Raw genomic sequence first — 26499 nt, 5'->3', positions numbered from 1 at the left:
CACGAGATCCTGTAAAGGGTCTCTTTTTTTATGCCATTTTTTAATTTTTGATAATGAAATGAGAAGAATTCTTTCATTTCTCATCGTTGAACTAGATTCAAATATGTTAAAATAAGAGTTAATTACCAAATTGAAGGTAGTGGAAAAATGAATTTGCCATTAAATCATCAGCTTAAATCTTTTCTAAAACAACAACCTATTTCTTTTCATGTACCTGGCCATAAAAACATGACAATCGGCACATTACATGAGATGGATTTAGCCATGGATATTACTGAGATTACTGATTTTGATGACTTGCATCATCCTGAAGGCATATTAAAAGAAAGCATGCATACCTTAGATAAGCATCCAGATTATGATGCCTTTTATTTAGTAAATGGCACAACTTCAGGTCTTTTATCAGTGATTCAAGCAACCGCAAAACAAGAAGCACCGATTGTGATGAGTCGTAATGTACATAAATCAGTCTTTCATGGTTTAGATTTAGCTCAAAAAGATGCAGAAATTTTACCGATGACTATCAGTGATACAACCCATCAATATGTAGCGCCACGCATAGACCAAAAAGAAAGTACAAATAGTCTAGCGATTGTGACATATCCTAACTATTACGGTGAGTTATTCGATATTGCTTCATTTATTAAAGAACAGCACGCGAAGGGTACATCTGTGTTAGTAGATGAAGCGCATGGTGCGCATTTTGGATTAAATGGTTTCCCTAACTCTGCACTTTCTTTTGGGGCAGATTACGTCGTACAGTCTTATCATAAAAGTTTACCTGCTTTGACTATGAGCTCTGTAATCTTTATACATAAAAATGCGCCTTATCGTGAACAAGTGATGGAGTATTTAACTTACTTTCAATCATCAAGTCCTTCGTATTTATTAATGGCAGGCTTAGAGCGTGCACATCAATTTTATAAAACATATGAAAGCACTTATTTTTTCACACAACGTCAACGTCTACTTGATGCATTAAGCGCTAAAGGATTAGAAGTTCATGAGATGGATGATCCACTTAAAATAACTTTGACATACGCAGGGTATACAGGCTATGACATCCAACAATGGTTAGAAGCACAACACCTTTATGTAGAACTCTCAGATGAAACACAAGTATTGTTAGTGTTGCCGATGTGGCATAAAGGTGATCGGTTCCCATTTGAATCATTATTAGAACGAATTAAAGCATTAAAGTTACCGAAGACGACAAATGAGGTTTCAGTAACTATCCCAAAAATGCCTGAACACGTTGGATATTATCAGCCTGTGACGATAACCCAAATGAGACGTATCGATTTTAGTGAAGCTGCAGGTGAATTGTTAGCTCAACATATTGTACCTTATCCTCCAGGTATACCGGTGTTTTATAAAGGTGAACGCATTCATCAAGAAATGATCGATATTATGGAAGACTGGGTAGCACAAGGAATTAGAGTAGAAGGTATAAAGCATAGAACTATAAATATTAAGGATGAATAACATGTCAGCATTTATCACATTTGAAGGACCAGAAGGTTCCGGTAAAACAACGGTTTTAAACCAAGTTTCTGAACGCTTACAAGCACAATTTGAAGTCTTAACAACGAGAGAACCTGGCGGGGTACCCGCTGCAGAACAAATTCGAGAAATTTTATTAGAAGGCGAAGCTGTTGATGAGCGTACCGAAGCCTTATTATTTGCGGCATCACGCAGAGAACATTTAGTAGAAAAAGTCTTACCAGCGCTAAAAGCGGGAAGAGTAGTATTGTGTGACCGCTATATCGATAGTTCGCTTGCTTACCAAGGTTATGCGAGAGGTATTGGTGTAGAGGAAGTCAGAGCAATTAATGAATTTGCGATTAATGGTTTGTATCCGGATTTAACAGTGTATCTAGACATTACGGCTGAAACGGGAAGAGCACGGATTCAAAGTAATGCGCGAGACATGAATCGTTTGGATCATGAGAGTATCGCATTTCATCAACGGGTTATTGAAGGGTATCATCAATTAATCGAACAAGAACCAGAGCGTTTTGCGGTCATTGATGCAAATCAATCTATTGAGGCGGTTGTTGATGCTGCTTATCAAGCAATTGTCCAACATTTGTCTAGCCAAGCATAAGCTTTAGATGATTGCTTTGGAAGTTGTTGCAAGCGTGCGGGTTCACGTAGTATAATTTGTTAAACTTTAATTACAGCAGACCTAAAAGATGAAGGTAAAATATTAATAGAAAACATCAAGAAATCAGGCATCATTTTAGTTATTTCTATTTAGTTTTAAACAGGCTCTACCATCACAATATGCTATAATATTACAAAGAGGTGTTAGTTATGAAAATGGTAATTGCAATTGTTCAAGACCAAGATAGTCAAGAGTTGTCTGACCAACTCGTCAAAAATAATTTCCGAGCTACTAAACTCGCGACAACAGGTGGATTCCTACGCGCAGGAAATACAACATTCCTATGCGGTGTTGATGATGACAAAGTAGATGATTTACTAAATGTTATCAATAAAACATGTGGAAATAGAGAACAACTTGTATCACCAATTACGCCAATGGGCGGCAGTGCAGACTCTTACATTCCATATCCAGTTGAAGTAGAAGTCGGCGGCGCGACAGTATTCGTAATGCCTGTTGATGCGTTCCACAGATTTTAATGATAAACATGACATGAATCTATGATTCGACATAAATAACAGTCTATAAATAGTGGGGGTCGGGACGAGCGTGTAATCGAGATTGTAAAGAGACAATCAATGATTAAACTCATGAGTTCCTGCCCTTTTTCATTATGGAAAGGTGACAAATTGAATGGATGAATTATCAAGATTGACGAATGCGTATCAATCTGGAAAGCTTTCGCATGCCTATTTATTTGAAGGCGATGATGCACAAACGATGCAGCAAACGGCTATGGCTTTTGCGAAGTTGATACTATGCAATGACAATGAAATATGCCAAGCGAAAGTTGACGGTTTCAATCATCCTGATTTCAGATATGTCACAACAGATGAGGCAAATCTGAAGAAAGAAAAGATTGAAGCGTTAGTTCATGTGATGAATCAATTACCCGTTGAAGGCAGTCACAAAGTCTATATTATCAATGGCTTTGAGAAACTTACCGTTCAAGGTGAGAATAGTATTTTAAAGTTCTTAGAAGAACCACCAGAAAATACGATTGCGATATTGCTGTCGACGAAACCAGAACAAATTCTCAGTACAATCCATTCGCGTTGTCAGCATGTTTATTTTAAACCGATGTCACAAGCACAACTCGTGGAACGTCTGAAAGAACAAGAGATATCTAAACCGATTGCTGAAATGTTGAGTACTTATACCTCACAAATCGAAGAAGCTCGTGCGCTGAATGAGGAATATGATTTAGCAAATTTACGCAAAAACATTATCAATTGGTGCCAATTACTGCTGACGAATCGTGCAATGGCTTTAATTGCTTTGGTCGATTTAATGAAAGCAGCTAAAAATAAAAAGCTACAGCAACTGACATTGTCAGTCGTGAATGCATTCTTCCAAGATATTATGCATGAAAAAGCAGACATTTCAGGATACTTGGTATTCTCTGAATTAGAAACAGATATTAAACAATATGCACAACGTTTAACATATGACCAATTAACGCATATGTATGATCATATAACGGAGGCACATAAGAAGTTAACACAAAATGTGAATCCAACACTCGTATTTGAACAAATCGTAATTAAGGGGGTGGGCTAAATGCTTCAAGTGATTGGCGTACAATTCCAAAAAGCTGGTAAGCTTGAGTATTATGCACCGGTTGAAGATGCTGAACTTTGTTGTGGTGACAGAGTTGTTGTAGAGTCTAAACGTGGTGTAGAAGTCGGTGATGTCAAAGATGCTGCACTAACGGTAGATGAGGAAGATGTTACATTACCGTTAAAACAAATCATTCGTGTCGCAACTGACAATGATTTAGAACAATGTGCATGTAACGAAGAAGATGCAGATGCTGCAATGGATTTCTGTAAAGCATCTGTAGAAGAATTAGGTTTAGAAATGCGTTTAGTCAATTGTGAGTATACATTAGATAAATCAAAAGTGATTTTCAACTTTACTGCGGATGATCGTATCGACTTTAGAAAGTTGGTAAAGATTTTAGCCGCAAAGTTAAGAACACGTATTGAATTACGTCAAATCGGCGTGCGCGATGAGGCTAAATTACTTGGTGGTATCGGACCTTGCGGCCGTTCGCTATGTTGTTCAACGTTCTTAGGTGACTTTGAACCTGTATCGATTAAAATGGCAAAAGATCAGAACTTATCATTAAATCCTACAAAAATTTCAGGCGCTTGCGGTCGTTTAATGTGCTGCTTAAAATATGAAAATGATCAATATGAAGCTGCCAGAGAACAATTACCTGATGTGGGAACAAAAATTGATACGCCTGATGGTCAAGGTACAGTGGTAGGCTTGAATATGTTAGATATTTCAATGCAAGTCAAAGTTGAAGGTTTAGAACAACCTTTAGAATACTCAGTTGATGATTTAGAAGCAATCTATTAAGGGAGGCCACAGGCTTTTGGAACGCAGAGAAATAATGGAGAGACTATTGCGTCTTGAAACCAATGTTAAACAATTGTATCAAGACACGGCAGAATTAAAGACCATCACCATGCAGCTTATAGAAGAAAATGTTGCGTTGGAAGTTGAAAACAAACATTTGAAACAATTAATCGGCCGTTCACAAGAAACAGGAACTGAATCAACAGATGTTTCAGATAAGCCTGAGCAAAAGTCTAAAGAAAAAAAGAAACCTCGTTTAAGCAGTAAGGAGAACTTAGCGATTTTATATCAAGAAGGCTTCCATATCTGTAAAGGCGATTTATTCGGTAAACATCGTAATGGTGAAGATTGCTTATTTTGTTTACAAACATTAGAAGAACAATCCTAAAAGCGATTGTTTTAATATATCAAAAGAATGTCATATTCTATTTGAAAGCTTGAATGAGAACCTGAAGAGGTTCTCATTTATACATATTTAATCAAAAATTGGAGAAAATCATGTTGAAAGAAAATGAACGTTTAGATTGTCTATTAAAAGAACAGTTAGAAATAATTCAAAATGATGAAGTCTTTTCCTTTTCGACGGATGCTTTATTATTAGGCCATTTTACCCAGCTTAGAAAACGTGACAAAGTAATGGATTTATGTTCAGGTAACGGCGTCATTCCTTTATTACTTTCAGACAAAGGAAATCACATGATAGATGCGATTGAAATCCAACCACAATTAGTGGATATGGCTGAACGCAGTATTCGCCATAATCATTTAGAAGCGCGTATTCAAATGTATGAAATGGATTTAAGACATGTTCAACAACACTTTCAACCTTCAAGCTATAACGTTGTCACATGTAATCCGCCGTACTTCAAAACAATTCAAACGCATCAACATCAAAAAGAAGCACATAAAATTGCGCGTCATGAAGTAATGTGTACACTGGCTGATTGTGTGAATGCTGCGAAACATTTATTGAAACAAGGCGGTCGTTTTGTCATGGTACATCGTGCAGAACGTTTAATGGATGTATTATTTGAATTCAGACAGCACCGTATTGAACCAAAGAAACTGACAATGGTTTATAGTAAACCTGGTAAAGCAGCGCATGCGATTCTTGTAGAAGGACGTAAAGACGGCAAACCTGGTTTGGATATTGCGCCGCCATTTTATATGTATACAGCAGATGGCCAATATACAAAAGAAATGAGTGCGATTTATTATGGCAATTGAACATTATATTTATATCGTACGATGTAAAGACGGCACATTATATACTGGGTATACCAATAACGTTCAAGCAAGAATTGAAAAACACAATGCGGGTAAAGGTGCCAAGTATACTAAAACTAGACGTCCCGTTGTATTACTTTATCAAGAAGGTTATGAAACAAAGTCAGAAGCGATGAAACGTGAGTATGAAATTAAAACATTCACGAGAACACAAAAATTACAGCTCATTGAAAGGGGCAAGCAATAACATGGGAACACTTTATTTAGTCGGAACACCCATCGGAAATTTAGCAGATATCACATTTCGTGCAGTAGACACTTTAAAATCTGTCGATATGATTGCCTGTGAAGATACACGTGTCACAAAGAAATTATGTCATCATTATGAGATTGAGACACCCTTAAAATCTTATCATGAACATAATAAAGAGACGCAGACTGAACCTTTAATTGAACTTTTATTAGAAGGGCAAAGTATCGCATTAGTCTCTGATGCCGGCTTACCGTTAATCAGTGATCCAGGTTATGAATTAGTGGTGCGTGCGCGTGAAGCAGGTATTGATGTTGTACCGATTCCTGGACCGAATGCAGGGTTGACTGCGTTGATGGGAAGCGGCTTACCTTCGTTTGTGTATACGTTTGTCGGATTCTTACCGAGAAAAGCAAAAGATAAAAAAGCAGCACTTGAACAGCGTATGTTTGAAGACTCTACTGTAATTATTTATGAAAGCCCGTTTCGTGTGGCAGATACACTAAAAGCTATAGCGGAAATTGATGAAACACGACCAGTCGCTTTGGGTCGAGAATTAACTAAGAAGTTTGAAGAGATTCAGACGGCACCAGTTCAAACATTGGTAGAAGCGGTCACAAATGGTGACATTCCGACTAAAGGTGAATTTGTTATCTTAATAGAGGGTGCAGCACCAAAAGAAGAGACAGAATGGTTCAGTGAGTTAGATATTCATGAACATGTTGAACATTATATCCGTCAAAATATGAAACCGAAAAAGGCGATTAAACAAGTCGCTGAAGACCGTCAGATGAAAACAGGAGAAGTTTACGATATTTACCATCAGATAAAATAAAAATGATGTAAAAGAAATATAACAAATAAGAAAATTAACACTGAGTGACACAAAAATGTGTTATTTTAAAGTAGTACAGTTAATTATTCATCTATATTATGGGAGCCCGTTATTATTTTTCTTTAGTGAAGGACACCACTAGAATAGGAGCAATTCAAAATGAAGAAAAATAATCAAACACACCATCACTATGCGATAAGAAAGTTTACAGTCGGAGCTGGATCAACACTTATCGTATCCTTTGTATTTATGGGTCTAAGCACATCAGCACATGCGGAAGAATCCACACAAACACACCACGAAACACAGGTAGAAGCGGAACATACACAAGAAAATGAACAACTGTTACCATCAAAAGATATAACGACAGCACAACAGGTTGAAACACAACCAGATATTTCTACCAAGCGTTCTGAAACACAAACAAGTCATGTGAATACACCATCTTCAGAAAAAAATATACAGGAACAAAATACTACTAACCTTGAACAAGAAGCATCCTCATCTCAGATTCATGAAGGATCACAAACAAAACAAGAAAAACCTAATCATAGTGAACCACTAAAACCAAAACAGTACGAACAACCAGCGCCAGTAGATAATGATTCTGTGACAAACTATGAAGAACAAAAGGTTACAGAAGATGTCATCCAACAAGTAGAAGCACCTGAAAATAAAAAAGAAGAGATTAAAAATACAGAAATATTATCTAAAACGACCTCAACTTCTGAAGAAGAAACAGTACAGACGCATGTTTCGTCAGAAGTAGAACCGAAAACCGCTCCTGCGCCAGAAATCAAATCAACTCTTACATCTCAAGAGGATGATGAGAAAACTGAAGCGGCACCAAAAGAAGAAGCCAAAACAGAAGAAACACAAACAAAACCAACGCAACGTACGGCCCAACAAGCACCTGTTCCACATACAGAAAGTTTAAAAACTAATAAAGCACAACAAGCGATTAATCAATATCCAGTTATATTTGTACATGGATTTATGGGCTTTACAGGTGAAATAAAGCCAGACTTATATCCCAATTATTGGGGTGGAGATAAGTATCGTGTGATAGATGGACTGCGTGAAAAAGGGTACGAAGCTTATGAAGCGAGTGTAGGTGCTTTCAGCAGTAATTATGATCGCGCAATAGAGTTATATTATTATATTAAAGGCGGCACAGTAGATTATGGTGCAGCACATGCGGAGAAATATGGACATTCTCGATATGGCAGAACTTATGCAGGGGTCTTTCATGAATGGGCGCCTGGCAAAAAGGTGCATATGGTCGGCCACAGTATGGGTGGACAAACAATCCGGCTTTTAGAACATTTTTTACGCTTTGGTAATCAAGAAGAAATAGATTACCAACGTCAACATGGTGGAACAATCTCCTCTTTATTTGAAGGAGGGAAAGACCATATGATTGCCTCTATTACAACTTTAGGCACACCGCATAACGGTTCAGCCGCAGCGGATCGAATTGGTAATGAAAAAGCCTTTAAAGATATTGTTTATGCGTTAGGACGTATGGGCGGTGGTAAACTCGCAAATATCGATTTTGGTTTTGAAAAATGGGGATTCAAACAAAGGGAAAATGAATCTTATATTGAATACGCACAACGTGTTGCGCAAAGTAAACTTTGGGATACTGATGATAATGCGATGTATGATTTAACATCAGAAGGCTCAGAAAAATTAAATCAAATGACACCGATGAACCCTAACATTGTTTATACTACTTATACAGGTTTGGCGAGTCATGAAGGTTTAACGGGAAATCATATCCCTGATATTGGACAATTCTTCCTTTTTGATTCAACGAGTCGTGTCATTGGAAGTGAGGAGAACCAAGCATTGCGTCCAAATGACGGTATCGTTTCTGTGGTATCTTCACTCTATCCAACAGGGCAAGCTTTTACTGAATTTACAGATGGCTTGAAAAAAGGCATCTGGCAAGTGACACCGGTCATGAAAGGTTGGGATCATTTAGATTTTGTCGGTCTAGATGCCTTAGACTTTAAACATACAGGCCAAGAATTACAAGGCTTTTATGCAGGTTTGATTAATCATATGATGCGTATAGAAGAATTAGATATCTAATCAATAACGCACCGTTATCCAAGTGATTTCGGTGCGTTATTAATGTCTATTTATTAAAATGAAGATTATCAAAGTATTTATTTTGTTCTGAAAATTTATTGTTCACTATTATAAACCCCATAAGACATTTCGTTATTTCCATTCTTTGTGCCGTCATAAGTGGTGATTTCATTGCTTGTATAGGTTAATGTATATTTCACTTCGCTTTTATCAGGGCCAAGTTGATTTTTTTGAATGGCATCTGCAAGATCTAATAACTTATAGTCTTCCTTATCTTTATTATAATCTGAGTTAGTATCAAAAAATGTAGTGATAACGTGTGTTTTAGTTACACCACCAGTGGCATTGTATCTAGCTTGATGATACTTTTCGCTGAATTCTTTTTGATTCATTTGAATCAAAGGTTTGTAGTATTTATCGTATTGGGCCAAGTCAATAGGATAACCACTTATCCAGAAAAATTCATTTTCATAGCCAGAGTTTCGTGTTTTGTTTATAGCTTCTTTAGTAAACCCGTAATAACTGTATTTTTTTTGATTATCTTTGAAGTATTGATAAAGTTCATCGTATTCTTTCTTGTTGGCTTTGTAGTCAAAGCCGCTGACTACTTTTCCAATTTGAGTAGAAAGTTCGTCGCTTTCACCTTTAGCACGCATTGATCCTTTATGACCTAAAGAGTCCGATGTTAAAACAATACTAGAATTAAACATGATGTCATGATCATCACAATGGACAAATACTTCCACACCATCTCCGCTGCCGACCACATTAGTAGCTTTAACCTTCAAACCGAAATTATCTTGAAAGAATCTTTCTCCTAATTCTGCATATTCATTATAATGTTTCTTTGCTAATTCAATGACTTTCTTTTCAGCATGAGGTTGAAAACCTCGGCCTTTATATTCATTAACAGGCATAGTGTCAGGGACTTTGTTTGTGAAAGAATTATTCAAATTGTTGCATCCTCCTAGTAATAAAGTAGAAATGATAATGGTGCTGCATATCTTTTTCATAGGTCACCTCATTAATTATTTTGGTTAAATATATTTTATTAATGTTGCTTATTATTAATGGATATAATTATAATTTCGTGCTTCTGAAGCAGAAATAGTACGTGTAGACACGATGTATGGTGCAATATAGTTCATTTCGGAAATAAACACACTACCATCCATATTGACGCGTTCTACATAAGCCACATGTCCCCAAACGCCTATGGGTGTTTGGAAAACAGCACCTTTTTTAGGTTGATTATTAACTATAAAACCATCAGCTTGTGCTTGGCTTGCTCAGTTTTTAGCATCTCCCCAAAATGTGCTGATAGTATTACCATTTGCTGCACGTTTATAAGGTATATTGCCTCGGCGTATATAAATTATTTGCTTGTTGGTTGGTATGAATGGTACTTGGTTCAGAATGTTGTGGTTATGATAGAACATTTTGACCATAACTGTATGTAAATGAGTCATCTCAAGTATTCACTTTAAAAGCTGCATTCGAATGCTTACTTATGGCTTCTTCTAGAGTTTAAAAAAGGTACAACATTACTTAAAATTAATGAATTAGAAATGATTAGTGATAAAAAAGATAATGTTGATTTTGTGTTTTTCATTATTTATAGAGTCCTTTTCAAAGATATTAAAATAAAGAGAGTGAGATAAAACAAAGTGTAAAAAAACTGTAAACGCTCTATACAAAACATGTAAAGTTTTATATGATAATTTTAAAAATACTAATTAACAAATAAAGTGTAAATAGTATTTTCTAAAACTTAAGATAGCAAATAGGGTTATGAAGTGCAATGGCTTAAATAAAATAAGTTAAGAAGAGATAAGAGCTAAATCATAATCTTGTAGTAATAATTAGATGTACTTTACCAGACTTAACCCATGACAAGGTAAATTTTCAGCAAATAGGAGATGTCAGGTTTTCAATCATTTTGAAGAAATAAATTAACATCTATCTCCAAATTTTATTTATAGCAAATGATAGGTGTAGCAACTAGTGGATCCATTGAAGCAGGTGTTGGTTTGGTAGATAGAATGATAATTTGATTTGTAGTAGAAGATAAAATATTAGATGGAAAATCACTTGATGATACCGCTAAAGCTAATAAATACATGAATAAATTTAGGAATTCTGATACATGGAAACAAACTAAAAAAGAGTTGGTTATGTAGAAAGTTCAATTGTTAAAAACTTACCATTTTTGTAAAATCTGGTTAAAGATTGGGTGTTGTATTTTAGTTGTTAATATTGAAATTATTAAATAGAAAGAGGTTGTTAGATTGAATGATGCATATAAAAAATTAAGAAATCCACTTCCGCAAATCTTAGGTGTATTTTCTATTTTATTTAGTTTTCCAGGTTTTGTTCAGTATTTTTATAGTCTAACTATAGAAAGCACACCCATGTATTTAATAGTAAGTAGTATATTAATTATTGTAGTTTCTATGTCATGTTTTTTTGTATTGTTTTTACAATATCCTAAAAATCATGAAGATATGAAAAAAAGTGCTTTTAAGTTGATGATTTTAGATATTTTAGCTTTATATTGCGTGGTTATCTCTTTATACAACGCTTATTTCTTTATGGCTGCTGAAAATGGTGTTGATCTCACTTTTTTTTGGAGTGTTGGTATAATTACAATGTTTGTGTGTTTAATTGCTTTCATTTGCGGAATTTATTTGCTTAGTAATACACCATTTTGGCTTAAAACCAAGAAAAAAGATGAACAGATTTCTGGTAAAGTGATAGCAATGATAATTTTATTCCTTTTTAGTTTAGTAGTTTTAATTCAAAAAGTGATTGAATATTTTACAATTCCGAATATCAATCAATCAAAGTTTATGATTTTAGCGATAGGAGGGATGATGCCGTTCGTATATTTCGTTATCTTTATGCTTTACATACATTACACCCAAGTATTATCGAATTATGAATTGGAAGATGCAGATGAATTTTTCAAATAACAAATATCTAAATAAATTTTATCAATATCAATTTTATGTAAAATAAGCTTAGATTTTCAAAGGAATGACTTAAAATTGAATGCTGCTTATGAAAAGTTAAGAAGCCCTATGCCACAAATATTAGGAAGTTTAACATTAATCCCATTAGCGATGTCGAGCGCTCAATATTTTTATGGATTGACTATATCTGAGACACCTTGGTATCTCGTAATAATATGGCTATTCATGCTTTTAGTTAGTATATCCACTTTTTTGATTTATGTAATTCGAAGACCCAAGAATCATAAAAGCATGAAAAGAAAAGCTCTGGTTTTATTTATAATCAATGTTTTAGCTATGTATAGCGCTATTTTGCCGTGTATAATACTTACTATTTTTTGGTTGTAAGAAAAGGGATAGTTTTATTTGAAATTTGGATTGTAGGATCTATAACAATGGTTTTATGTATATTGTCATTTATGTTTGGAGTAATACTTTTACATAAGACGCCTAGTTGGTTAAAAGGAAAAAACCATAAAGACAAAGTTGAAAGCAAGATACTAGTTATAGCAATACTTTTTGGCATCAGTTTAATTGTAGTAGTAGAAAAGATTATAGAATATATACTCGTACCAAATATCAATGATTCGAAATATATGTTTTTAGTAACGATAGGCTTAATATTGATTAGCTATTATAATGTTTTTTTATTGTATATACATTATACTCAGGTGTTATCGAATTTTGAGTTGGAAGATGCGGATGAATTTCTCGAATAATAAATTCTAAAATTAAGTTCCGCTAACAAAAAAGAAGTAAAAGCATTATGGAACTAGACGCACTAATCATGCCTAATTTGGCAAAGGTAGAATTTTCAGTTGAACCTGAACATTGGCAAGGTGAGATGTTGAAAGTAAAGGTTATGGAAATGTAGGAGAAAACATATGATATATTTATTATTAATTTTAATGGCAGGTTTGTATTACGTGGTGTATATTACTTCGGTAATGTATGCGGAAGGTATTAAATTACTGCAATGGATTGCCTATGGTATATCTGCGTTAATCTTTTTGATTACATTCTTCTTTGTAGATTCTAGTTTTAGTTCATTACAGAATTACATACTTGTGCTCATTATAAGTGTAGTGGTATACGGATGGTTGGCGATTAAATCGTTTTGGACACGTCCTTATAAAGTGGAGCTAAGAAGTTTGGATCCTCTCTCAGAACATTCAGTAACTAAGGAACAGTATGAAGACATTGAAAGTATTCAAATTAATCTTGCTTCATCTAAGTATAAAGGTATTATTTCAGCAATTATCTCTATTGTTTGTATGATTGCGATTAAATTAAAGTTAACACCTGTTTTAAAAGATGATTTAGCAGGCGGTATTTTCACAATAGGTCTTATCCTGTTTTTAATGGTTATTATTTATTTGGTTATTGATATTGTATTAGCAGTTAGAAGAAGAAAATTTTCGTTTATCACACTCAGACCGTTAGGAACGTTGATTTTGTTAATCTTCTATTCAATCATTATTTAACAATTTAAATCGAAGGAGTAAACTATGAAGAAAATTTGTTTGATGAGTTTATGCCTATTGATGGTTATCGTAATGGGTTGCGCGAAGGGGGATCCTCTTCCTGGTTCTGTAAAAAATGATTTGCATAAAGCTGATAGAAAGTTAGAAGCTGTAAAAATATTTAAGATTGATCATAAACAGGTTGTTTATGATAAGAAAGATAAAAAATTGACTGTGCCGCTTCACTTCGCCGAAGACGTAGACCTCCCGACTAAATTCATCGGCAGCATGTCATCCATGCCTTTCTCTGGAAATGATGACGTCGACCAAGTAGTAGTGAAGTATGAATTCAAAGATCAAAAACATGAGTTGCATTACAAAAAAGACGCACAAGGTTTACTGAAAAGAGTGAAATAACTGCTTCATAGGAACGGACACACGTGTGTATTCCTAAATGAGTAGATGGGTGTGTCCTGTTCCTAAAAAGCAGGAGAATAAACATATAAGGAGCGCAACAACATGGCAGAAAAAGTGAAAGAAGCAGGAAAAACATTAAAAGTTTGGGCTTGGGTTTTCATTGTCCTCTCATTAATTATGCCAATCTTTGGAGTTGGAAGTATTATTTGTAGTGCGAAATACAAAAAATACCAACAAGAACAAGGCGGAAAATTATTAAATATCGCAATCATCGTTACAGTGGTCAGTGTGACGTTTGCGATTATAAGATTATTTACTTAATTCCTCAGCAACAGAACGCTTTCTCGGGTTCTGTTGCTTTCATCAATACAAGGGGTTGATTAAGGAATAATAAATCAAATGAATACGTTTAGTGCAGATAATAGGTGATATAGTCAGCTTATTTCCTATTAATAATCACTAACCAAGAAAAAACTACATCAAATCGTTTTGGCTCATAAATAAACATTTGTGAGTTTCTTTTTATTTTTATGTCAATTTTACATAATCAACATCGTCTCTATATGCACCGTTCATTAGAATTGTTACAATATATACATATGGAATCAAATCAGTCGAACTTATATGAAGAGTACAAGGACTTATTTTGCGTTAGAAGTCATGTTGAGTGTGTTTCTGAGACTGTCATGACGGGGACTCTGCATTGAAATCAATACTGAATTTAGATATATTAATTATGTAAGATACAAGGAGGAGCATGGAATGGCGAAAGATACATTTTATATAACAACACCTATTTATTACCCGAGTGGTAAATTACACATTGGGCATGCCTATTCAACTGTAGCAGGCGACGTCATTGCGCGCTACAAACGCATGCAAGGCTATGATGTACGTTATTTGACAGGTACAGACGAACATGGCCAAAAAATTCAAGAAAAGGCACATAAAGCTGGCCTTACAGAATTAGAATACCTAGATGACATGATTAAAGGTATTAAAGCGTTATGGGAAAAATTAGAGATTTCAAATGATGACTTTATCAGAACAACTGAAAAACGTCACAAAGAAGTTGTAGAGAAAGTCTTTGAACGTCTATTAGCACAAGGTGATATTTACCTTGGTGAATATGAAGGCTGGTATTCTGTACCGGATGAAACTTACTATACAGAATCTCAACTTGATGACCCAGAATACGATAATGATGGCAATATTATCGGCGGTAAAAGCCCGGATTCTGGACATGAAGTAGAATTAGTTAAAGAAGAAAGTTACTTCTTCAATATTTCTAAATATGCGGATCGCTTATTAGAATTCTATGATGCGAACCCTGAATTCATTCAACCTCCTTCTCGTAAGAACGAAATGATTAACAACTTTATTAAACCAGGATTAACAGACTTGGCTGTCTCACGTACGACATTTGATTGGGGCGTACAAGTACCGTCTAATCCTAAACACGTTGTTTACGTATGGATTGATGCGTTGGTGAACTATATTTCAGCTCTTGGTTATTTATCAGATGATGATAGCCTATTCCAAAAATATTGGCCGGCTGATTTACACTTAATGGCGAAAGAAATTGTGCGTTTCCACTCTATCGTGTGGCCGATTTTATTAATGGCGCTAGACTTACCGCTTCCAAAACGCGTCTTCGCACACGGTTGGATTTTAATGAGAGACGGTAAAATGAGTAAATCTAAAGGTAACGTCGTAGATCCGAACGTTTTAATCGATCGTTATGGCTTAGATGCGACACGTTACTACTTAATGCGAGAATTACCATTTGGTTCTGACGGTGTCTTCACACCAGAAGCGTTCGTTGACCGTACAAACTTTGATTTAGCCAATGACTTAGGTAACTTAGTCAACCGTACGATTGCGATGATCAACAAATACTTCGGCGGCGAGTTGCCTGCGTATGAAGGACCAAAACATGACTTAGATGCTGAGATGGAACAATTCGCATTAGATACAGTCAAAGAATACCATCAAAATATGGAAAACTTACAGTTCTCTGTTGCACTTTCAACAGTATGGAAGTTCATCAGCCGTACGAATAAATATATTGATGAAACAACACCATGGATTTTAGCTAAAGATGACAGCCAAAGAGAAATGCTTGGCAACGTGATGGCGCACTTAGTGGAAAATATCCGCTTCGCAGCTGTCTTATTACGCCCATTCTTAACACACGCACCACGTGAAATCTTTGCGCAATTACACATCAATAGTCCTGAACTATATGAACTAGACAGCTTAAATTCATATGGTGCATTAACTGAACCGATTACAGTAACTGAAAAACCTAAACCGATTTTCCCTCGTTTAGATACAGAAGCAGAAGTGGCATTTATTAAAGACTCAATGCAAGGTTCAGCACCACAAGCTGAAGAAGCAAAAGAAGAAATAAAAGAGGAAGCACAAGAAGACGCGAAACCTCAAATCACAATTAAAGATTTCGATAAAGTTGAAATCAAAGCTGCAACAGTAATGGATGCAGAAAATGTGAAGAAATCAGAAAAACTCTTAAAAATTCAAGTAGATTTAGGCGAAGAACAACGCCAAATCGTTTCAGGTATCGCAAAATTCTATGAACCTGATGATATTATCGGTAAAAAAGTCGCAGTTGTGACGAACTTGAAACCAGCAAAATTAATGGGCCGTAAATCAGAAGGTATGATTCTATCAGCAGAAAAAGACGGTGTCTTAACACTTGTCAGCTTGCCGAATGCGATTCCTAACGGTGCAGTGATTAAATAATTGAACAATCAAGACAAGCGGCTTGCAGCGAATGCTGTTTGAGCCGCTTCTTTGACGCTTACTCATAATTTCAAATGTTTCATAGAAAGAATGGGTATAATCATAGTGTATGAACACTGAGAAAAGCAGTAATGAAAGGAGTACACATCATGTTAATTGATACACATGTACATTTAAACGCAGAACAATATGATGAAGATTTACAAGAAGTCATCGACCGTGCAAGAGATGCAGGTGTCGATCGCATGTTTGTCGTTGGATTTGATACACCAACGATTGAACGTGCGATGGAACTTGTGGAACAATATGATTTCTTATATGCGATTATTGGTTGGCATCCAGTGGATGCGATTGATTACACAGAAGAACGTGAACAATGGATTGAAAAATTAGCCGAGCACCCTAAAGTGATCGGCATCGGTGAAATGGGCTTAGACTATCACTGGGATAAATCACCAAAAGATGTTCAAAAAGAAGTGTTCCGTAAACAAATCTCACTCGCAAAACGTGTGAACTTGCCGATTGTCATTCATAATCGTGAAGCGACACAAGATTGTGTGGATATTCTAATGGAGGAACACGCAGAAGAAGTCGGCGGTATTATGCATAGTTTCAGCGGTTCACCTGAAATCGCAGATGTCGTGATTAATAAACTCGGTTTCTATATTTCATTAGGCGGACCTGTCACATTCAAAAATGCGAAACAGCCTAAAGAAGTCGCAAAACATGTGCCATTAGATCGTCTATTAGTAGAAACAGATGCACCTTATTTATCACCGCACCCTTATAGAGGTAAACGTAACGAACCGATGCGCGTGACATTAGTTGCGGAACAAATCGCAGATTTACGCGGTATTAGTTACGAAGAAGTCGCAAAACAAACGACTGAAAATGCGGAAAGATTATTTAACTTAAATCAATAATATAGCGAAAAAGAAAGCGCCGTTCTACATCAGAAGGGCGCTTTCGTCATGTTTGAATGTATCATTTTTATGATATTAAAATCATATTTTTATATAAGAATATAAGTCCTGTTCATATTATAACCTTTTCAAGCAAGTTGGATAGATGGTGGCTAATCCATTCAAAGGGCTGATGCCTATGATGCACAACTCCAGAGAGGATATACGATGAGTGATTATGAAATGCTTATGGTCTTCTTGACGATGATAGGTTTAATCCTTGTAAGTAGTCAACAAAGGAAATAAAGGCATAAAAAATAACCATCCAACTTTGGTTGAATGGCTATAACTTTCGCCACCGTCTTTTTAACGCGCCCAGAATGATAACATGTTAGCGCATGTTGTTCTCCATCTTAATGTAAATAATAAAGATTTTGGCTTTTGACATCAAAATATATAATTAAACAAGATAGGATATAACGTGACGATGTTTTATTTTTCATGCTGACAGATATGGTATAGTATTAAAGTTAACACTGTGAAAGGTGACGAAAGCGATGAAAATAAATGAGTTTATTGTGGTAGAAGGCCGCGATGATACAGAGCGTGTTAAACGTGCAGTAGAGTGCGATACGATAGAAACAAATGGCAGTGCCATTAATGCAGAAACGTTAGATGTGATTCGATATGCGCAAGAAACAAGAGGTGTAATTGTTTTAACAGACCCAGATTTCCCGGGTGATAAAATTCGAAATACGATTCGTGATCATGTACCAGGTGTGAAACATGCGTATATTGACCGTGAACAAGCGAAAAATAAACGTGGTAAAATCGGGGTGGAACATGCCTCATTTGAAGCCATCAGAAAAGCGTTAATGCATGTATCTTCACCGTTTGAAGAAGGCATGGAATCTATCAGCAAAGCTGTTTTGATTGATTTAGGTTTAATTGTCGGACCTGATGCGCGTCATAAACGAGAAGTATTAGGGCGTAAATTACATATTGGTCATTCCAACGGCAAACAACTTTTAAAGAAATTAAATGCGTTTGGTTATACAGAAGCAGATGTCAGAGCTGCTTTGAATGAAGATAAAGGAAGTGAAACGTAAGTGATGAAAAAAGATATAGCAACACCGACACGTACGCGTGCCTTGTTAGATAAATATCAATTCGATTTTAAGAAGAGTTTAGGTCAAAACTTCTTAATTGATGTGAATATTATTCATAAAATTATCGAAGCGAGCAACATTGACGAAACAACGGGTGTTATTGAAGTCGGTCCTGGTATGGGGTCTTTAACAGAACAATTAGCGAAACATGCGAAAAAAGTCGTAGCATTTGAAATTGACCAACGCTTGATTCCTGTTTTAGATGATACTTTGTCAGATTATGACAATGTGACTGTGATTAATGAAGACATTTTAAAAGCAAATGTGGTAGAAGCAGTGCAAACACATTTTTCAGACTGCGATAAGATTATGGTCGTTGCGAACTTACCGTATTATATAACGACACCTATTTTATTGAACTTGATGTCTCAGTCTTTACCGATTGATGGCTATGTGGTGATGATGCAGAAAGAAGTTGGAGAACGTTTAAATGCGGCTGTCGGCACAAAAGCTTATGGTTCATTATCGATTGTGGCGCAGTATTATACTGAAACATCTAAAGTACTGACTGTGCCTAAAACAGTCTTTATGCCACCTCCGAATGTAGATTCGATTGTGGTTAAACTGATGAAACGTACTGAACCGATTGTCTCTGTAGACGATGAAGATCGCTTCTTTAAAATGACAAAAGCAGCATTCAGCCAACGTCGAAAAACAATCGCAAATAATTATCAAAGCTTATTTTTCGATGGTAAAAAACTGAAAGACAAGATTAAAACTTGGCTAGATGAGAGTGGAATTGATCCAAGACGTCGTGGAGAAACATTATCTATTAAAGAATTTGCGAATTTGTACACTAACTTGAAAAATTTCCCGGAATTAGAGTTTTAAAATATTGACATGCTGCCCGTCGATTGTTAAAATTTAAATTTTATTTGACTGAATCGCTATAAATGTGTTATAATACAATTTGTAGCGAGGTGGAGCAATATGCCAAAATCAATTTGGGAAATCAAAAATGCACTCGAGTGTCATTTAGGAAACCGTATTGTACTTAAAGCAAATGGTGGTCGTAAAAAAACAATCGAACGTTGCGGCGTGTTATCAGAAACATATCCAGCGGTATTCGTTGTTGAATTAGACCAAGATAAACACAACTTTGAACGTGTATCTTATACATACACTGATGTGTTGACAGAAAACGTCCAAGTTTCGTTTGTGGATGAAAATCACCAGGATGCAGTTGCACACTAGAATATCATAACATTGAAGCTATATGCTTCGTATAAAAAAGAGGAATCCTGATTCAGGATTCCTCTTTTTTATTTTGCTTTATTTTAGGTTTGAGGACCTTCAGATCTCAAAGGTCTTCTGAATACTTGTACAGATTGCGCTAGCCATTATACAGAATTTTAAGTTTGTGGTAGTGGTTTTGCTATTCACTGTGATGATGCGGGTTGCTTTGTGAATCGAAAATTGAAATTTCTATGTTAAATTTTCAATTTGTATGCATAGGTATGAAGTTGAGTAACAGCAAGTATCTCTTTACGAAGCGTGAATATAAAACATCTTCGCAACTTAGTTAAAACTTTTTCATTTTCATAACATTAAGCACTGTGATATATGGTAATGTTCGTGTTATAATAACACTAATGCAAATGATGAACGTCATTTTAATGCTGTGAAAGAAGAGGGAACCTCTCTCGTCGCCTGATAGGCGAAGCAGACATTTCTGAACTAAAGCAAATTTAACAGTAAAGGTGGGCGGTAAGATGATATATGAAAAGGCACCTGCCAAAATTAACTTCACTTTAGATGCACTTTATAAAAGAAATGATGGGTTTCATGAAGTTGAAATGGTAATGACAACGGTGGACTTGAATGACCGCGTTACTGTTGAAAAGCGTGAAGATCAACGTGTTGTTGTACAAGTGGATTATAATTTTGTGCCTGAAAACGCGAAGAATTTAGCGTATAAAGCAGCAATGCTGATGAAAGAAACATATCAAATCCAACAAGGTGTGACGATTGTACTGGAAAAGGAAATTCCAGTGTCAGCAGGCCTTGGCGGTGGTTCTGCTGATGCTGCAGCCACAATGCGTGCAATGAATCGGTTATTTGAACTTGGTTTGTCCTTAGATGATTTAAGTCGTTTGGCAAGTCAGGTCGGTTCCGATGTGCCTTTTTGTATTTACAGCAAAACAGCGGTATGTACAGGACATGGTGAAAAAGTACGTTTGTTGAAACGCCCGCCGAAAGCTTGGGTAGTCATCGCAAAGCCGAACGTCGGCATTTCAACACCTTGTGTGTTTCAAGCGTTGCATATTGAAGAAACACCGCAGCAAGCGACACAATCAGATGCATGTATCAAAGCAATTGAAGACGGAGATTATAAGCAAATCTGTGCGTCGTTATCTAATAGCTTAGAAGCGATTTCCATGGACATGCATCCAGACATTCAAAAGCTGAAACAAAATATGCTTAACAGCGGTGCAGATGGCGCGTTGATGAGCGGCAGCGGCCCGACGGTATATAGCTTAGCGAAACATTATAAGCAAGCACAAAACATATATAACGCGGTTCACGGGTGCTGTAACGAGGTTTATTTAGTCAGATTACTAGGTTAAGAAAGGAAGGATTCTCTTGCGTTATAAACGAAGCGAACGCATTGTGTATATGACTCATTATTTGATGAGCCATCCAAACAAGTTGATACCATTGACGCATTTTGTGAAGAAATTTAAACAAGCGAAATCATCAATCAGTGAGGACATCCACATTGTTCGCGAAACCTTGCATAAAGAAAAGCTGGGTACAGTGATTACGACTGCAGGTGCAAGCGGTGGTGTGACATATCGTCCGACAATGAGCAAAGAAGAAGCAGAACAAGTGATTGATGAAGTGATTGTACATCTTCAAGAAAAAGAGCGCTTATTGCCAGGTGGATATTTATTCCTATCCGACTTGATGGGCAATCCAGAATTGTTGAATAAAGTTGGACGTTTGATTGCGACAATTTATATGGATGAAGACTTAGATGCGATTGTGACGATTGCGACAAAAGGGATATCTCTTGCCAATGCCGTAGCAAATGTATTAAATTTACCAGTAGTTGTTATTCGAAAGGATAATAAAGTAACTGAGGGTTCTACAGTCTCTATCAACTATGTATCGGGTTCTTCGCGCAAGATCGAAACAATGGTCTTGTCGAAACGCACACTAAAAGAAAATTCGAATGTATTAATTGTCGATGACTTTATGCGCGCGGGCGGCTCGATAAATGGCGTGATGAATTTAATGAATGAGTTTAAAGCGCATGTCAAGGGGGTATCAGTACTTGTAGAATCTAAAGAAGTCAAACAAAGATTGATTGAAGATTATACTTCCTTGGTAAGACTGTCTGATGTAGATGAATACAATCAGGACTTTAAAGTCGAACAAGGCAATGTTTTATCTAAATTCTCATAAAGGAGCGGTCAACAACATGAAGACGATTCACAGTAATAAAGCGCCTGAAGCTTTAGGCCCTTATTCACACGCAGTTGTCGTGAATGATTTGGTTTACACTTCAGGACAGATTCCACTAAATGAATTTAATGAACTTGTCAGTGATGAAGTACAGGTACAAACGCGTCAAGTACTTGAAAACCTTAAAGCGGTTTTACAAGAAGCGGGTGCCGATATGGATTCAGTGATTAAAGCAAATATCTTTATTAAAGATATGAACGATTTCCAAGAAATCAACGAAGTTTACGGCTTATACTTCGATGCGCATAAACCAGCAAGAAGCTGTGTGGAAGTTGCGCGTCTGCCAAAAGACGTAAAAGTTGAGATTGAGGTTATCGCTCAAGTTAAAGGAAAATAATTTTTAATTAAATATTGTAAGCTTCTATAAGACAATAGAGAGATATACTAGGGGGGCTCACTACATGAAAGTGACAGATGTAAGACTTAGAAAAATACAAACTGATGGAAGAATGAAAGCACTAGTGTCAATCACACTAGACGACGCATTCGTAGTCCATGATTTGCGTGTAATTGAAGGCAACTCAGGTCTATTCGTCGCAATGCCGAGCAAACGCACACCAGATGGTGAATTCCGTGACATCGCGCATCCGATTAATTCAGATATGAGACAAGAAATTCAAGATGCAGTGATGAAAGTATATGATGAAACTGATGAAGTTATTCCAGATAAGAATGCGAAACCATCAGAATCAGAAGATAATGATAACGAAGAAGCTTAATTAAAAGCTTAAAGATAGAAATGTAACTTTTAAACCCTCGGTCATGTGATCGAGGGTTTTTTATACCATTTGATGGGCTGGATAACTTGAATGCACGAGTCTTTTTTATCACCAAACAATATTGTGTAAAATATTAAAAAGATATGCTATGATAAAACGGACTTGTTCAGCTTATCTCCTCAAACGGATGTAAGGGTGAGTCTTGAAAGTGCAACTTACCTTAATTTATAATAATAACGAAGTGTAAAATTATTGGAGGGTTCGCAGTCATGCAGAGATATGCGGTAGTATTAGCAGCTGGTAAAGGTACCAGAATGAAATCGAAACTTTACAAAGTGCTACATAAAGTAGCGGGCAAAAGTATGATTGAGCATGTGGTCGACAGCGTGAAACAAGCAGGAACAGATGAAATTGTCACAATCGTCGGACACGGTGCTGAAAGTGTGAAAGAAACTTTAGGAAGTCAATCATCTTATAGCTTCCAAGAGGAACAATTAGGTACAGCGCACGCTGTGAAAATGGCAGCTGATGAATTGAAAGGTAAAGAAGGCACAACGTTGGTCGTGTGCGGCGATACTCCGCTTATCACACCTGAAACATTAAAAGCTTTGGCAGATTACCATGAAGCACAACAAGCAGGTGTTACAGTGCTGTCTGCGACAGCTGACAATCCATTCGGATATGGTCGTATTGTCAGAGATCAAGATGGCCGTTTGGCTAAAATTGTAGAACAAAAAGATGCGACAGAAGCTGAACGCGAAATCGATGAAATCAGTACAGGTATTTTCGCATTCGATAACGTTTTATTATTCGAGTTATTAGAAAAAGTTAAAAACGACAATGCACAAGGTGAATATTATTTACCAGATGTCATTACGTTAGCGCTTGAAGCGGGTAAAATCGCAGACGCTTATCGTACAGATGACTTTGATGAAATTATGGGAGTGAACGACCGTGTTGCGTTAAGTAAAGCAGAAGCGGCTTATCGTGAACGTGTGAATGAGTATCATATGCGTAATGGTGTCACTTTAATTGATCCAGCTTCAACGTATATTGAAGCCGATGTACAAATTGGTATGGATACAATTATTGAACCAGGTGCGCATTTAGGTAAAGGCACTGTCATCGGTGAAGATACAGTTATCGGTCAATACTCAGATGTTAATAACAGTACTATCGGTAATCGTACGACAATTAAACAATCAGTGGTCAATGATGCGACAGTCGGCGATGATACAACAGTAGGTCCATTCGCACAATTAAGACCAAACGCACATTTAGGTAATGAAGTGAAAGTCGGCAACTTTGTCGAAGTGAAGAAAGCAGAACTTAAAGATGGTGCGAAAGTATCGCACTTAAGTTACATCGGAGATGCTGAAATCGGCGAACGTACGAATGTCGGTTGTGGTTCGATTACAGTCAATTACGATGGTAAAAATAAATTTAAAACAATTATCGGAAAAGATTCATTTATCGGTTGCAACACAAATCTAGTTGCACCTGTAACAGTCGGTGATGGTGTCTTAATCGCCGCTGGCTCAACAATTACAGACGATATTCCAAATGACAGTTTAGCCCTTGCACGCGCAAGACAAACAACAAAACTAGGCTATTTAAATAAAAATAACGACTAACAACTATTGATGTATCTTGTCCAATTCAGTAAAATTAAATAGGATGTTATGTATCAGTTCGACCTGAACGACGCATGAATGCAAATAAATGGAGGACTATAAATGTTAGCTAATGAATATAAAAATTCATCTTTAAAGATTTTCTCGTTGAAAGGAAATGAGCCGCTTGCACGTGAAGTAGCGGATAACATTGGAATTGAATTAGGGAAATGTTCGGTAAAACGTTTCAGTGACGGCGAAATCCAAATCAATATTGAAGAAAGTATCCGAGGTTGCGACGTCTTCATTATCCAACCTACATCTTATCCGGTTAACGTACATTTAATGGAATTGTTGATTATGATAGATGCATGTAAACGTGCTTCTGCGGCAACAATTAACATTGTGGTTCCTTATTATGGTTATGCACGTCAAGACCGTAAAGCACGCAGCCGTGAGCCGATTACTGCGAAATTAGTTGCTAACTTGATTCAAGTAGCAGGCGCAGACCGTATGATCGCTTTAGACTTGCACGCACCACAAATTCAAGGATTCTTCGATATTCCAATCGATCACTTAATGGGTGTACCGATTCTTGCGGAATACTTCAAGAGCAATCCTGATATCGACCCAGAAGAAACAGTTGTGGTTTCACCAGACCACGGCGGCGTGACACGCGCACGTAAATTAGCAGACATTTTGAAAACACCAATCGCAATTATCGACAAACGTCGTCCAAAACCAAACGTTGCAGAAGTTATGAATATCGTAGGTGATATTGATGGACGTACTGCAATTATTATTGACGACATTATCGATACAGCTGGAACAATCACATTAGCAGCACAAGCGTTGAAAGACAAAGGTGCTAAAGAAGTTTATGCTTGTTGTTCACACGCTGTACTTTCTGGACCAGCGAAAGAACGTATTGAAAACTCAGCAATCAAAGAATTGATTGTGACAAACTCAATCCGCCTTGACGATGGTCGCAAACCAGAAAACACAACTGAATTATCAATTGCTGGATTAATTGCTCAAGCAATCGTTCGTGTTTACGAAAGAGAATCAGTGAGTGTATTATTCGACTAATGATTAAAACTGCAGTCTTTGGCTGCAGTTTTTTCATTTTCACAGTATTAAATCAAATGAGCAGTTGACGTAATTTGTAAAAATGTGTATAATAATTCCGTTCGTGACTTTCTGTAACGAACATATCAAACACTTGCAAGCGGTCAAACAACCGATGGGCAAGTGCCGGAGAGATTGACTATTGAACGCTTATTATAAGCAACGATCTGATATCTCATATACGAAAGGTGGAAAAAGGAAATGGCTTCATTAAAGTCTATTATCCGTCAAGGTAAACAAAGACGTTCTGATTTAACAGCAATCAGAAACTCAGGTAAAGTACCAGCAGTTATGTATGGTTACGGCCAAAAAAACGTATCAGTTAAAGTTGATGAAGTAGAATTCATCAAAGTTATCCGTGAAGTTGGACGTAACGGTGTTATTGACTTAGGTGTAGGTTCTAAAACAATCAAAGTAATGGTAGCTGACTACCAATACGACCCACTTAAAAACCAAGTTACACACATCGACTTCTTAGCAATCAACATGACTGAAGAACGTACTGTTGAAGTACCTGTACACTTAGTTGGTGAAGCAGTAGGCGCTAAAGAAGGCGGCGTAGTTGACCAACCATTATTCTACGTTGAAGTTACTGCAACTCCAGACAACATTCCTGAATATCTTGAAGCAGATATCACTGAATTAGAAATCGGTGACACTATCGCAGTTCAAGACTTGAAAGTAACAGGCGACTTCACAATCGAAAACGATCCTGAAGATACAGTTGTAACTGTAACACCTCCAACTCAAGGACCAAGCGAAGAAGAAATCCAAGAAGTTGAAGCAGGCGACGCTGATACTCCAGAACCAGAAGTTGTTGGAGAAAACAAAGAAGACGAAGAAGAAGAATAATTTTTTCTTATATTTGTGGGGCCGGGACATAAATGTTCTGACTTCTAATAA

At 36.5% G+C, this 26499-nt stretch carries 28 protein-coding genes and 1 pseudogene; 27 read left to right on the top strand and 2 right to left on the bottom strand.

The annotated features are described in order from the left end of the window. The first annotated feature begins 147 nt into the window (after window positions 1–147). The 10 genes from HMPREF3270_RS09145 (at window position 148) to lip (ending at window position 8943) form a co-directional block, all read left to right on the top strand. A complete protein-coding gene (locus tag HMPREF3270_RS09145; RefSeq protein WP_070848530.1) occupies window positions 148–1485 on the top strand; it encodes an aminotransferase class V-fold PLP-dependent enzyme in 1338 nt (445 codons plus the stop codon). 1 nt (window position 1486) lies between these two features. Then, window positions 1487–2107, top strand: a complete 621-nt coding sequence (tmk, locus tag HMPREF3270_RS09140) for a dTMP kinase (RefSeq protein WP_061054930.1) — start codon at window positions 1487–1489, stop codon at window positions 2105–2107. Between the two features lie 209 nt (window positions 2108–2316). Next, entirely contained in the window at window positions 2317–2646 is a 330-nt protein-coding gene (locus tag HMPREF3270_RS09135) for a cyclic-di-AMP receptor (protein ID WP_002481885.1), read from the top strand. Window positions 2647–2800: 154 nt separating this feature from the next. Further along, the gene (locus tag HMPREF3270_RS09130; RefSeq protein WP_023016293.1) at window positions 2801–3727 is read left to right on the top strand and encodes a DNA polymerase III subunit delta' C-terminal domain-containing protein; all 927 of its coding nucleotides are present in this window, start codon (window positions 2801–2803) and stop codon (window positions 3725–3727) included. After that, window positions 3728–4534 carry a PSP1 domain-containing protein gene (locus tag HMPREF3270_RS09125; protein WP_002481887.1) on the top strand — a complete coding sequence of 269 codons (807 nt, stop codon included), beginning with the start codon at window positions 3728–3730 and terminating at the stop codon, window positions 4532–4534. A gap of 16 nt (window positions 4535–4550) precedes the next feature. Next, window positions 4551–4922: a DNA replication initiation control protein YabA gene (gene yabA, locus HMPREF3270_RS09120; protein WP_002481888.1), complete on the top strand. Its 372-nt coding sequence runs from the start codon at window positions 4551–4553 to the stop codon at window positions 4920–4922. Between the two features lie 110 nt (window positions 4923–5032). Next, window positions 5033–5761: a tRNA1(Val) (adenine(37)-N6)-methyltransferase gene (locus tag HMPREF3270_RS09115; protein WP_023016291.1), complete on the top strand. Its 729-nt coding sequence runs from the start codon at window positions 5033–5035 to the stop codon at window positions 5759–5761. Then, window positions 5751–6008: a GIY-YIG nuclease family protein gene (locus tag HMPREF3270_RS09110; RefSeq protein WP_023016290.1), complete on the top strand. Its 258-nt coding sequence runs from the start codon at window positions 5751–5753 to the stop codon at window positions 6006–6008. The genes HMPREF3270_RS09115 and HMPREF3270_RS09110 overlap by 11 nt, the downstream gene beginning before the upstream one ends. A 1-nt stretch (window position 6009) precedes the next feature. Continuing rightward, window positions 6010–6846 (top strand): 16S rRNA (cytidine(1402)-2'-O)-methyltransferase, encoded by an 837-nt coding sequence (rsmI, locus tag HMPREF3270_RS09105; protein ID WP_070848531.1) that lies wholly within the window; start codon window positions 6010–6012, stop codon window positions 6844–6846. 159 nt (window positions 6847–7005) lie between these two features. After that, complete coding sequence (lip, locus tag HMPREF3270_RS09100; RefSeq protein WP_070848532.1) at window positions 7006–8943, top strand: YSIRK-targeted triacylglycerol lipase; 1938 nt, start codon at window positions 7006–7008, stop codon at window positions 8941–8943. A gap of 95 nt (window positions 8944–9038) precedes the next feature. Here the strand turns inward: lip and HMPREF3270_RS09095 are convergent, their stop codons facing one another. Both HMPREF3270_RS09095 and HMPREF3270_RS14440 read right to left on the bottom strand, forming a co-directional pair. Beyond that, window positions 9039–9896: a DUF1672 family protein gene (locus HMPREF3270_RS09095; RefSeq protein ID WP_256324364.1), complete on the bottom strand. Its 858-nt coding sequence runs from the start codon at window positions 9894–9896 to the stop codon at window positions 9039–9041. 114 nt (window positions 9897–10010) lie between these two features. Further along, a pseudogene (locus HMPREF3270_RS14440) lies at window positions 10011–10323 on the bottom strand (CHAP domain-containing protein); the annotation flags it as partial. 908 nt (window positions 10324–11231) lie between these two features. Here HMPREF3270_RS14440 and HMPREF3270_RS09090 point away from each other — a divergent pair. From HMPREF3270_RS09090 to HMPREF3270_RS09005, 17 genes are all read left to right on the top strand, one after another. After that, a complete protein-coding gene (locus tag HMPREF3270_RS09090; RefSeq protein WP_070848534.1) occupies window positions 11232–11915 on the top strand; it encodes a DUF5079 family protein in 684 nt (227 codons plus the stop codon). 356 nt (window positions 11916–12271) lie between these two features. After that, a complete protein-coding gene (locus tag HMPREF3270_RS14435; protein ID WP_083326818.1) occupies window positions 12272–12673 on the top strand; it encodes a DUF5079 family protein in 402 nt (133 codons plus the stop codon). Between the two features lie 165 nt (window positions 12674–12838). After that, window positions 12839–13438, top strand: a complete 600-nt coding sequence (locus HMPREF3270_RS09075; RefSeq protein ID WP_070848536.1) for a DUF5080 family protein — start codon at window positions 12839–12841, stop codon at window positions 13436–13438. 24 nt (window positions 13439–13462) lie between these two features. Beyond that, on the top strand, window positions 13463–13834 hold the full coding sequence (locus HMPREF3270_RS09070) for a hypothetical protein (protein WP_256324363.1): 372 nt from the start codon (window positions 13463–13465) through the stop codon (window positions 13832–13834). 102 nt (window positions 13835–13936) lie between these two features. Then, window positions 13937–14155 carry a hypothetical protein gene (locus HMPREF3270_RS09065; protein WP_002481904.1) on the top strand — a complete coding sequence of 73 codons (219 nt, stop codon included), beginning with the start codon at window positions 13937–13939 and terminating at the stop codon, window positions 14153–14155. 408 nt (window positions 14156–14563) lie between these two features. Then, the gene (gene metG / locus HMPREF3270_RS09060) at window positions 14564–16597 is read left to right on the top strand and encodes a methionine--tRNA ligase (RefSeq protein ID WP_256324365.1); all 2034 of its coding nucleotides are present in this window, start codon (window positions 14564–14566) and stop codon (window positions 16595–16597) included. Between the two features lie 149 nt (window positions 16598–16746). Beyond that, window positions 16747–17520, top strand: coding sequence for a TatD family hydrolase (locus HMPREF3270_RS09055; RefSeq protein WP_070867245.1), 774 nt, complete (start codon window positions 16747–16749; stop codon window positions 17518–17520). Between the two features lie 536 nt (window positions 17521–18056). Continuing rightward, the gene (gene rnmV / locus HMPREF3270_RS09050) at window positions 18057–18608 is read left to right on the top strand and encodes a ribonuclease M5 (RefSeq protein ID WP_070848539.1); all 552 of its coding nucleotides are present in this window, start codon (window positions 18057–18059) and stop codon (window positions 18606–18608) included. A gap of 3 nt (window positions 18609–18611) precedes the next feature. Next, a complete protein-coding gene (rsmA, locus tag HMPREF3270_RS09045; protein WP_037556669.1) occupies window positions 18612–19499 on the top strand; it encodes a 16S rRNA (adenine(1518)-N(6)/adenine(1519)-N(6))-dimethyltransferase RsmA in 888 nt (295 codons plus the stop codon). A 99-nt stretch (window positions 19500–19598) separates the two neighbouring features. Then, window positions 19599–19862: a biofilm formation stimulator Veg gene (veg, locus tag HMPREF3270_RS09040; protein WP_002481909.1), complete on the top strand. Its 264-nt coding sequence runs from the start codon at window positions 19599–19601 to the stop codon at window positions 19860–19862. A gap of 518 nt (window positions 19863–20380) precedes the next feature. After that, the gene (ispE, locus tag HMPREF3270_RS09035; RefSeq protein WP_002481910.1) at window positions 20381–21235 is read left to right on the top strand and encodes a 4-(cytidine 5'-diphospho)-2-C-methyl-D-erythritol kinase; all 855 of its coding nucleotides are present in this window, start codon (window positions 20381–20383) and stop codon (window positions 21233–21235) included. A gap of 16 nt (window positions 21236–21251) precedes the next feature. Further along, entirely contained in the window at window positions 21252–22076 is an 825-nt protein-coding gene (purR, locus tag HMPREF3270_RS09030) for a pur operon repressor (protein ID WP_002481911.1), read from the top strand. 16 nt (window positions 22077–22092) lie between these two features. Beyond that, a complete protein-coding gene (locus HMPREF3270_RS09025; protein WP_002481912.1) occupies window positions 22093–22473 on the top strand; it encodes a RidA family protein in 381 nt (126 codons plus the stop codon). A gap of 64 nt (window positions 22474–22537) precedes the next feature. After that, window positions 22538–22855 carry a septation regulator SpoVG gene (spoVG, locus tag HMPREF3270_RS09020; protein WP_002481913.1) on the top strand — a complete coding sequence of 106 codons (318 nt, stop codon included), beginning with the start codon at window positions 22538–22540 and terminating at the stop codon, window positions 22853–22855. Window positions 22856–23124: 269 nt separating this feature from the next. Beyond that, on the top strand, window positions 23125–24489 hold the full coding sequence (glmU, locus tag HMPREF3270_RS09015; RefSeq protein WP_070848540.1) for a bifunctional UDP-N-acetylglucosamine diphosphorylase/glucosamine-1-phosphate N-acetyltransferase GlmU: 1365 nt from the start codon (window positions 23125–23127) through the stop codon (window positions 24487–24489). A 102-nt stretch (window positions 24490–24591) separates the two neighbouring features. Next, the gene (locus HMPREF3270_RS09010; RefSeq protein WP_002481915.1) at window positions 24592–25557 is read left to right on the top strand and encodes a ribose-phosphate diphosphokinase; all 966 of its coding nucleotides are present in this window, start codon (window positions 24592–24594) and stop codon (window positions 25555–25557) included. 240 nt (window positions 25558–25797) lie between these two features. Beyond that, the gene (locus HMPREF3270_RS09005) at window positions 25798–26448 is read left to right on the top strand and encodes a 50S ribosomal protein L25/general stress protein Ctc (RefSeq protein ID WP_002481916.1); all 651 of its coding nucleotides are present in this window, start codon (window positions 25798–25800) and stop codon (window positions 26446–26448) included. Window positions 26449–26499: the final 51 nt, after the last annotated feature.

Origin of the sequence: Staphylococcus sp. HMSC65H10 (genome assembly GCF_001839185.1) — a bacterium.
Classification (GTDB): Bacteria; Bacillota; Bacilli; order Staphylococcales; family Staphylococcaceae; genus Staphylococcus; species Staphylococcus simulans.
This window is presented reverse-complemented; position numbering and strand designations above follow the sequence as displayed.

Excerpts from the sequence above, each read along its gene's own strand:
- HMPREF3270_RS09145 (WP_070848530.1), top strand. The coding sequence starts at position 148 with ATGAATTTGCCATTAAATCATCAGCTTAAATCTTTTCTAAAACAACAA.
- tmk (WP_061054930.1), top strand. The coding sequence starts at position 1,487 with ATGTCAGCATTTATCACATTTGAAGGACCAGAAGGTTCCGGTAAAACA.
- HMPREF3270_RS09135 (WP_002481885.1), top strand. The coding sequence starts at position 2,317 with ATGAAAATGGTAATTGCAATTGTTCAAGACCAAGATAGTCAAGAGTTG.
- HMPREF3270_RS09130 (WP_023016293.1), top strand. The coding sequence starts at position 2,801 with ATGGATGAATTATCAAGATTGACGAATGCGTATCAATCTGGAAAGCTT.
- HMPREF3270_RS09125 (WP_002481887.1), top strand. The coding sequence starts at position 3,728 with ATGCTTCAAGTGATTGGCGTACAATTCCAAAAAGCTGGTAAGCTTGAG.
- HMPREF3270_RS09115 (WP_023016291.1), top strand. The coding sequence starts at position 5,033 with ATGTTGAAAGAAAATGAACGTTTAGATTGTCTATTAAAAGAACAGTTA.
- HMPREF3270_RS09110 (WP_023016290.1), top strand. The coding sequence starts at position 5,751 with ATGGCAATTGAACATTATATTTATATCGTACGATGTAAAGACGGCACA.
- rsmI (WP_070848531.1), top strand. The coding sequence starts at position 6,010 with ATGGGAACACTTTATTTAGTCGGAACACCCATCGGAAATTTAGCAGAT.
- lip (WP_070848532.1), top strand. The coding sequence starts at position 7,006 with ATGAAGAAAAATAATCAAACACACCATCACTATGCGATAAGAAAGTTT.
- HMPREF3270_RS09075 (WP_070848536.1), top strand. The coding sequence starts at position 12,839 with ATGATATATTTATTATTAATTTTAATGGCAGGTTTGTATTACGTGGTG.
- HMPREF3270_RS09070 (WP_256324363.1), top strand. The coding sequence starts at position 13,463 with ATGAAGAAAATTTGTTTGATGAGTTTATGCCTATTGATGGTTATCGTA.
- HMPREF3270_RS09065 (WP_002481904.1), top strand. The coding sequence starts at position 13,937 with ATGGCAGAAAAAGTGAAAGAAGCAGGAAAAACATTAAAAGTTTGGGCT.
- HMPREF3270_RS09055 (WP_070867245.1), top strand. The coding sequence starts at position 16,747 with ATGTTAATTGATACACATGTACATTTAAACGCAGAACAATATGATGAA.
- rnmV (WP_070848539.1), top strand. The coding sequence starts at position 18,057 with ATGAAAATAAATGAGTTTATTGTGGTAGAAGGCCGCGATGATACAGAG.
- rsmA (WP_037556669.1), top strand. The coding sequence starts at position 18,612 with ATGAAAAAAGATATAGCAACACCGACACGTACGCGTGCCTTGTTAGAT.
- veg (WP_002481909.1), top strand. The coding sequence starts at position 19,599 with ATGCCAAAATCAATTTGGGAAATCAAAAATGCACTCGAGTGTCATTTA.
- ispE (WP_002481910.1), top strand. The coding sequence starts at position 20,381 with ATGATATATGAAAAGGCACCTGCCAAAATTAACTTCACTTTAGATGCA.
- HMPREF3270_RS09025 (WP_002481912.1), top strand. The coding sequence starts at position 22,093 with ATGAAGACGATTCACAGTAATAAAGCGCCTGAAGCTTTAGGCCCTTAT.
- spoVG (WP_002481913.1), top strand. The coding sequence starts at position 22,538 with ATGAAAGTGACAGATGTAAGACTTAGAAAAATACAAACTGATGGAAGA.
- glmU (WP_070848540.1), top strand. The coding sequence starts at position 23,125 with ATGCAGAGATATGCGGTAGTATTAGCAGCTGGTAAAGGTACCAGAATG.
- HMPREF3270_RS09010 (WP_002481915.1), top strand. The coding sequence starts at position 24,592 with ATGTTAGCTAATGAATATAAAAATTCATCTTTAAAGATTTTCTCGTTG.
- HMPREF3270_RS09005 (WP_002481916.1), top strand. The coding sequence starts at position 25,798 with ATGGCTTCATTAAAGTCTATTATCCGTCAAGGTAAACAAAGACGTTCT.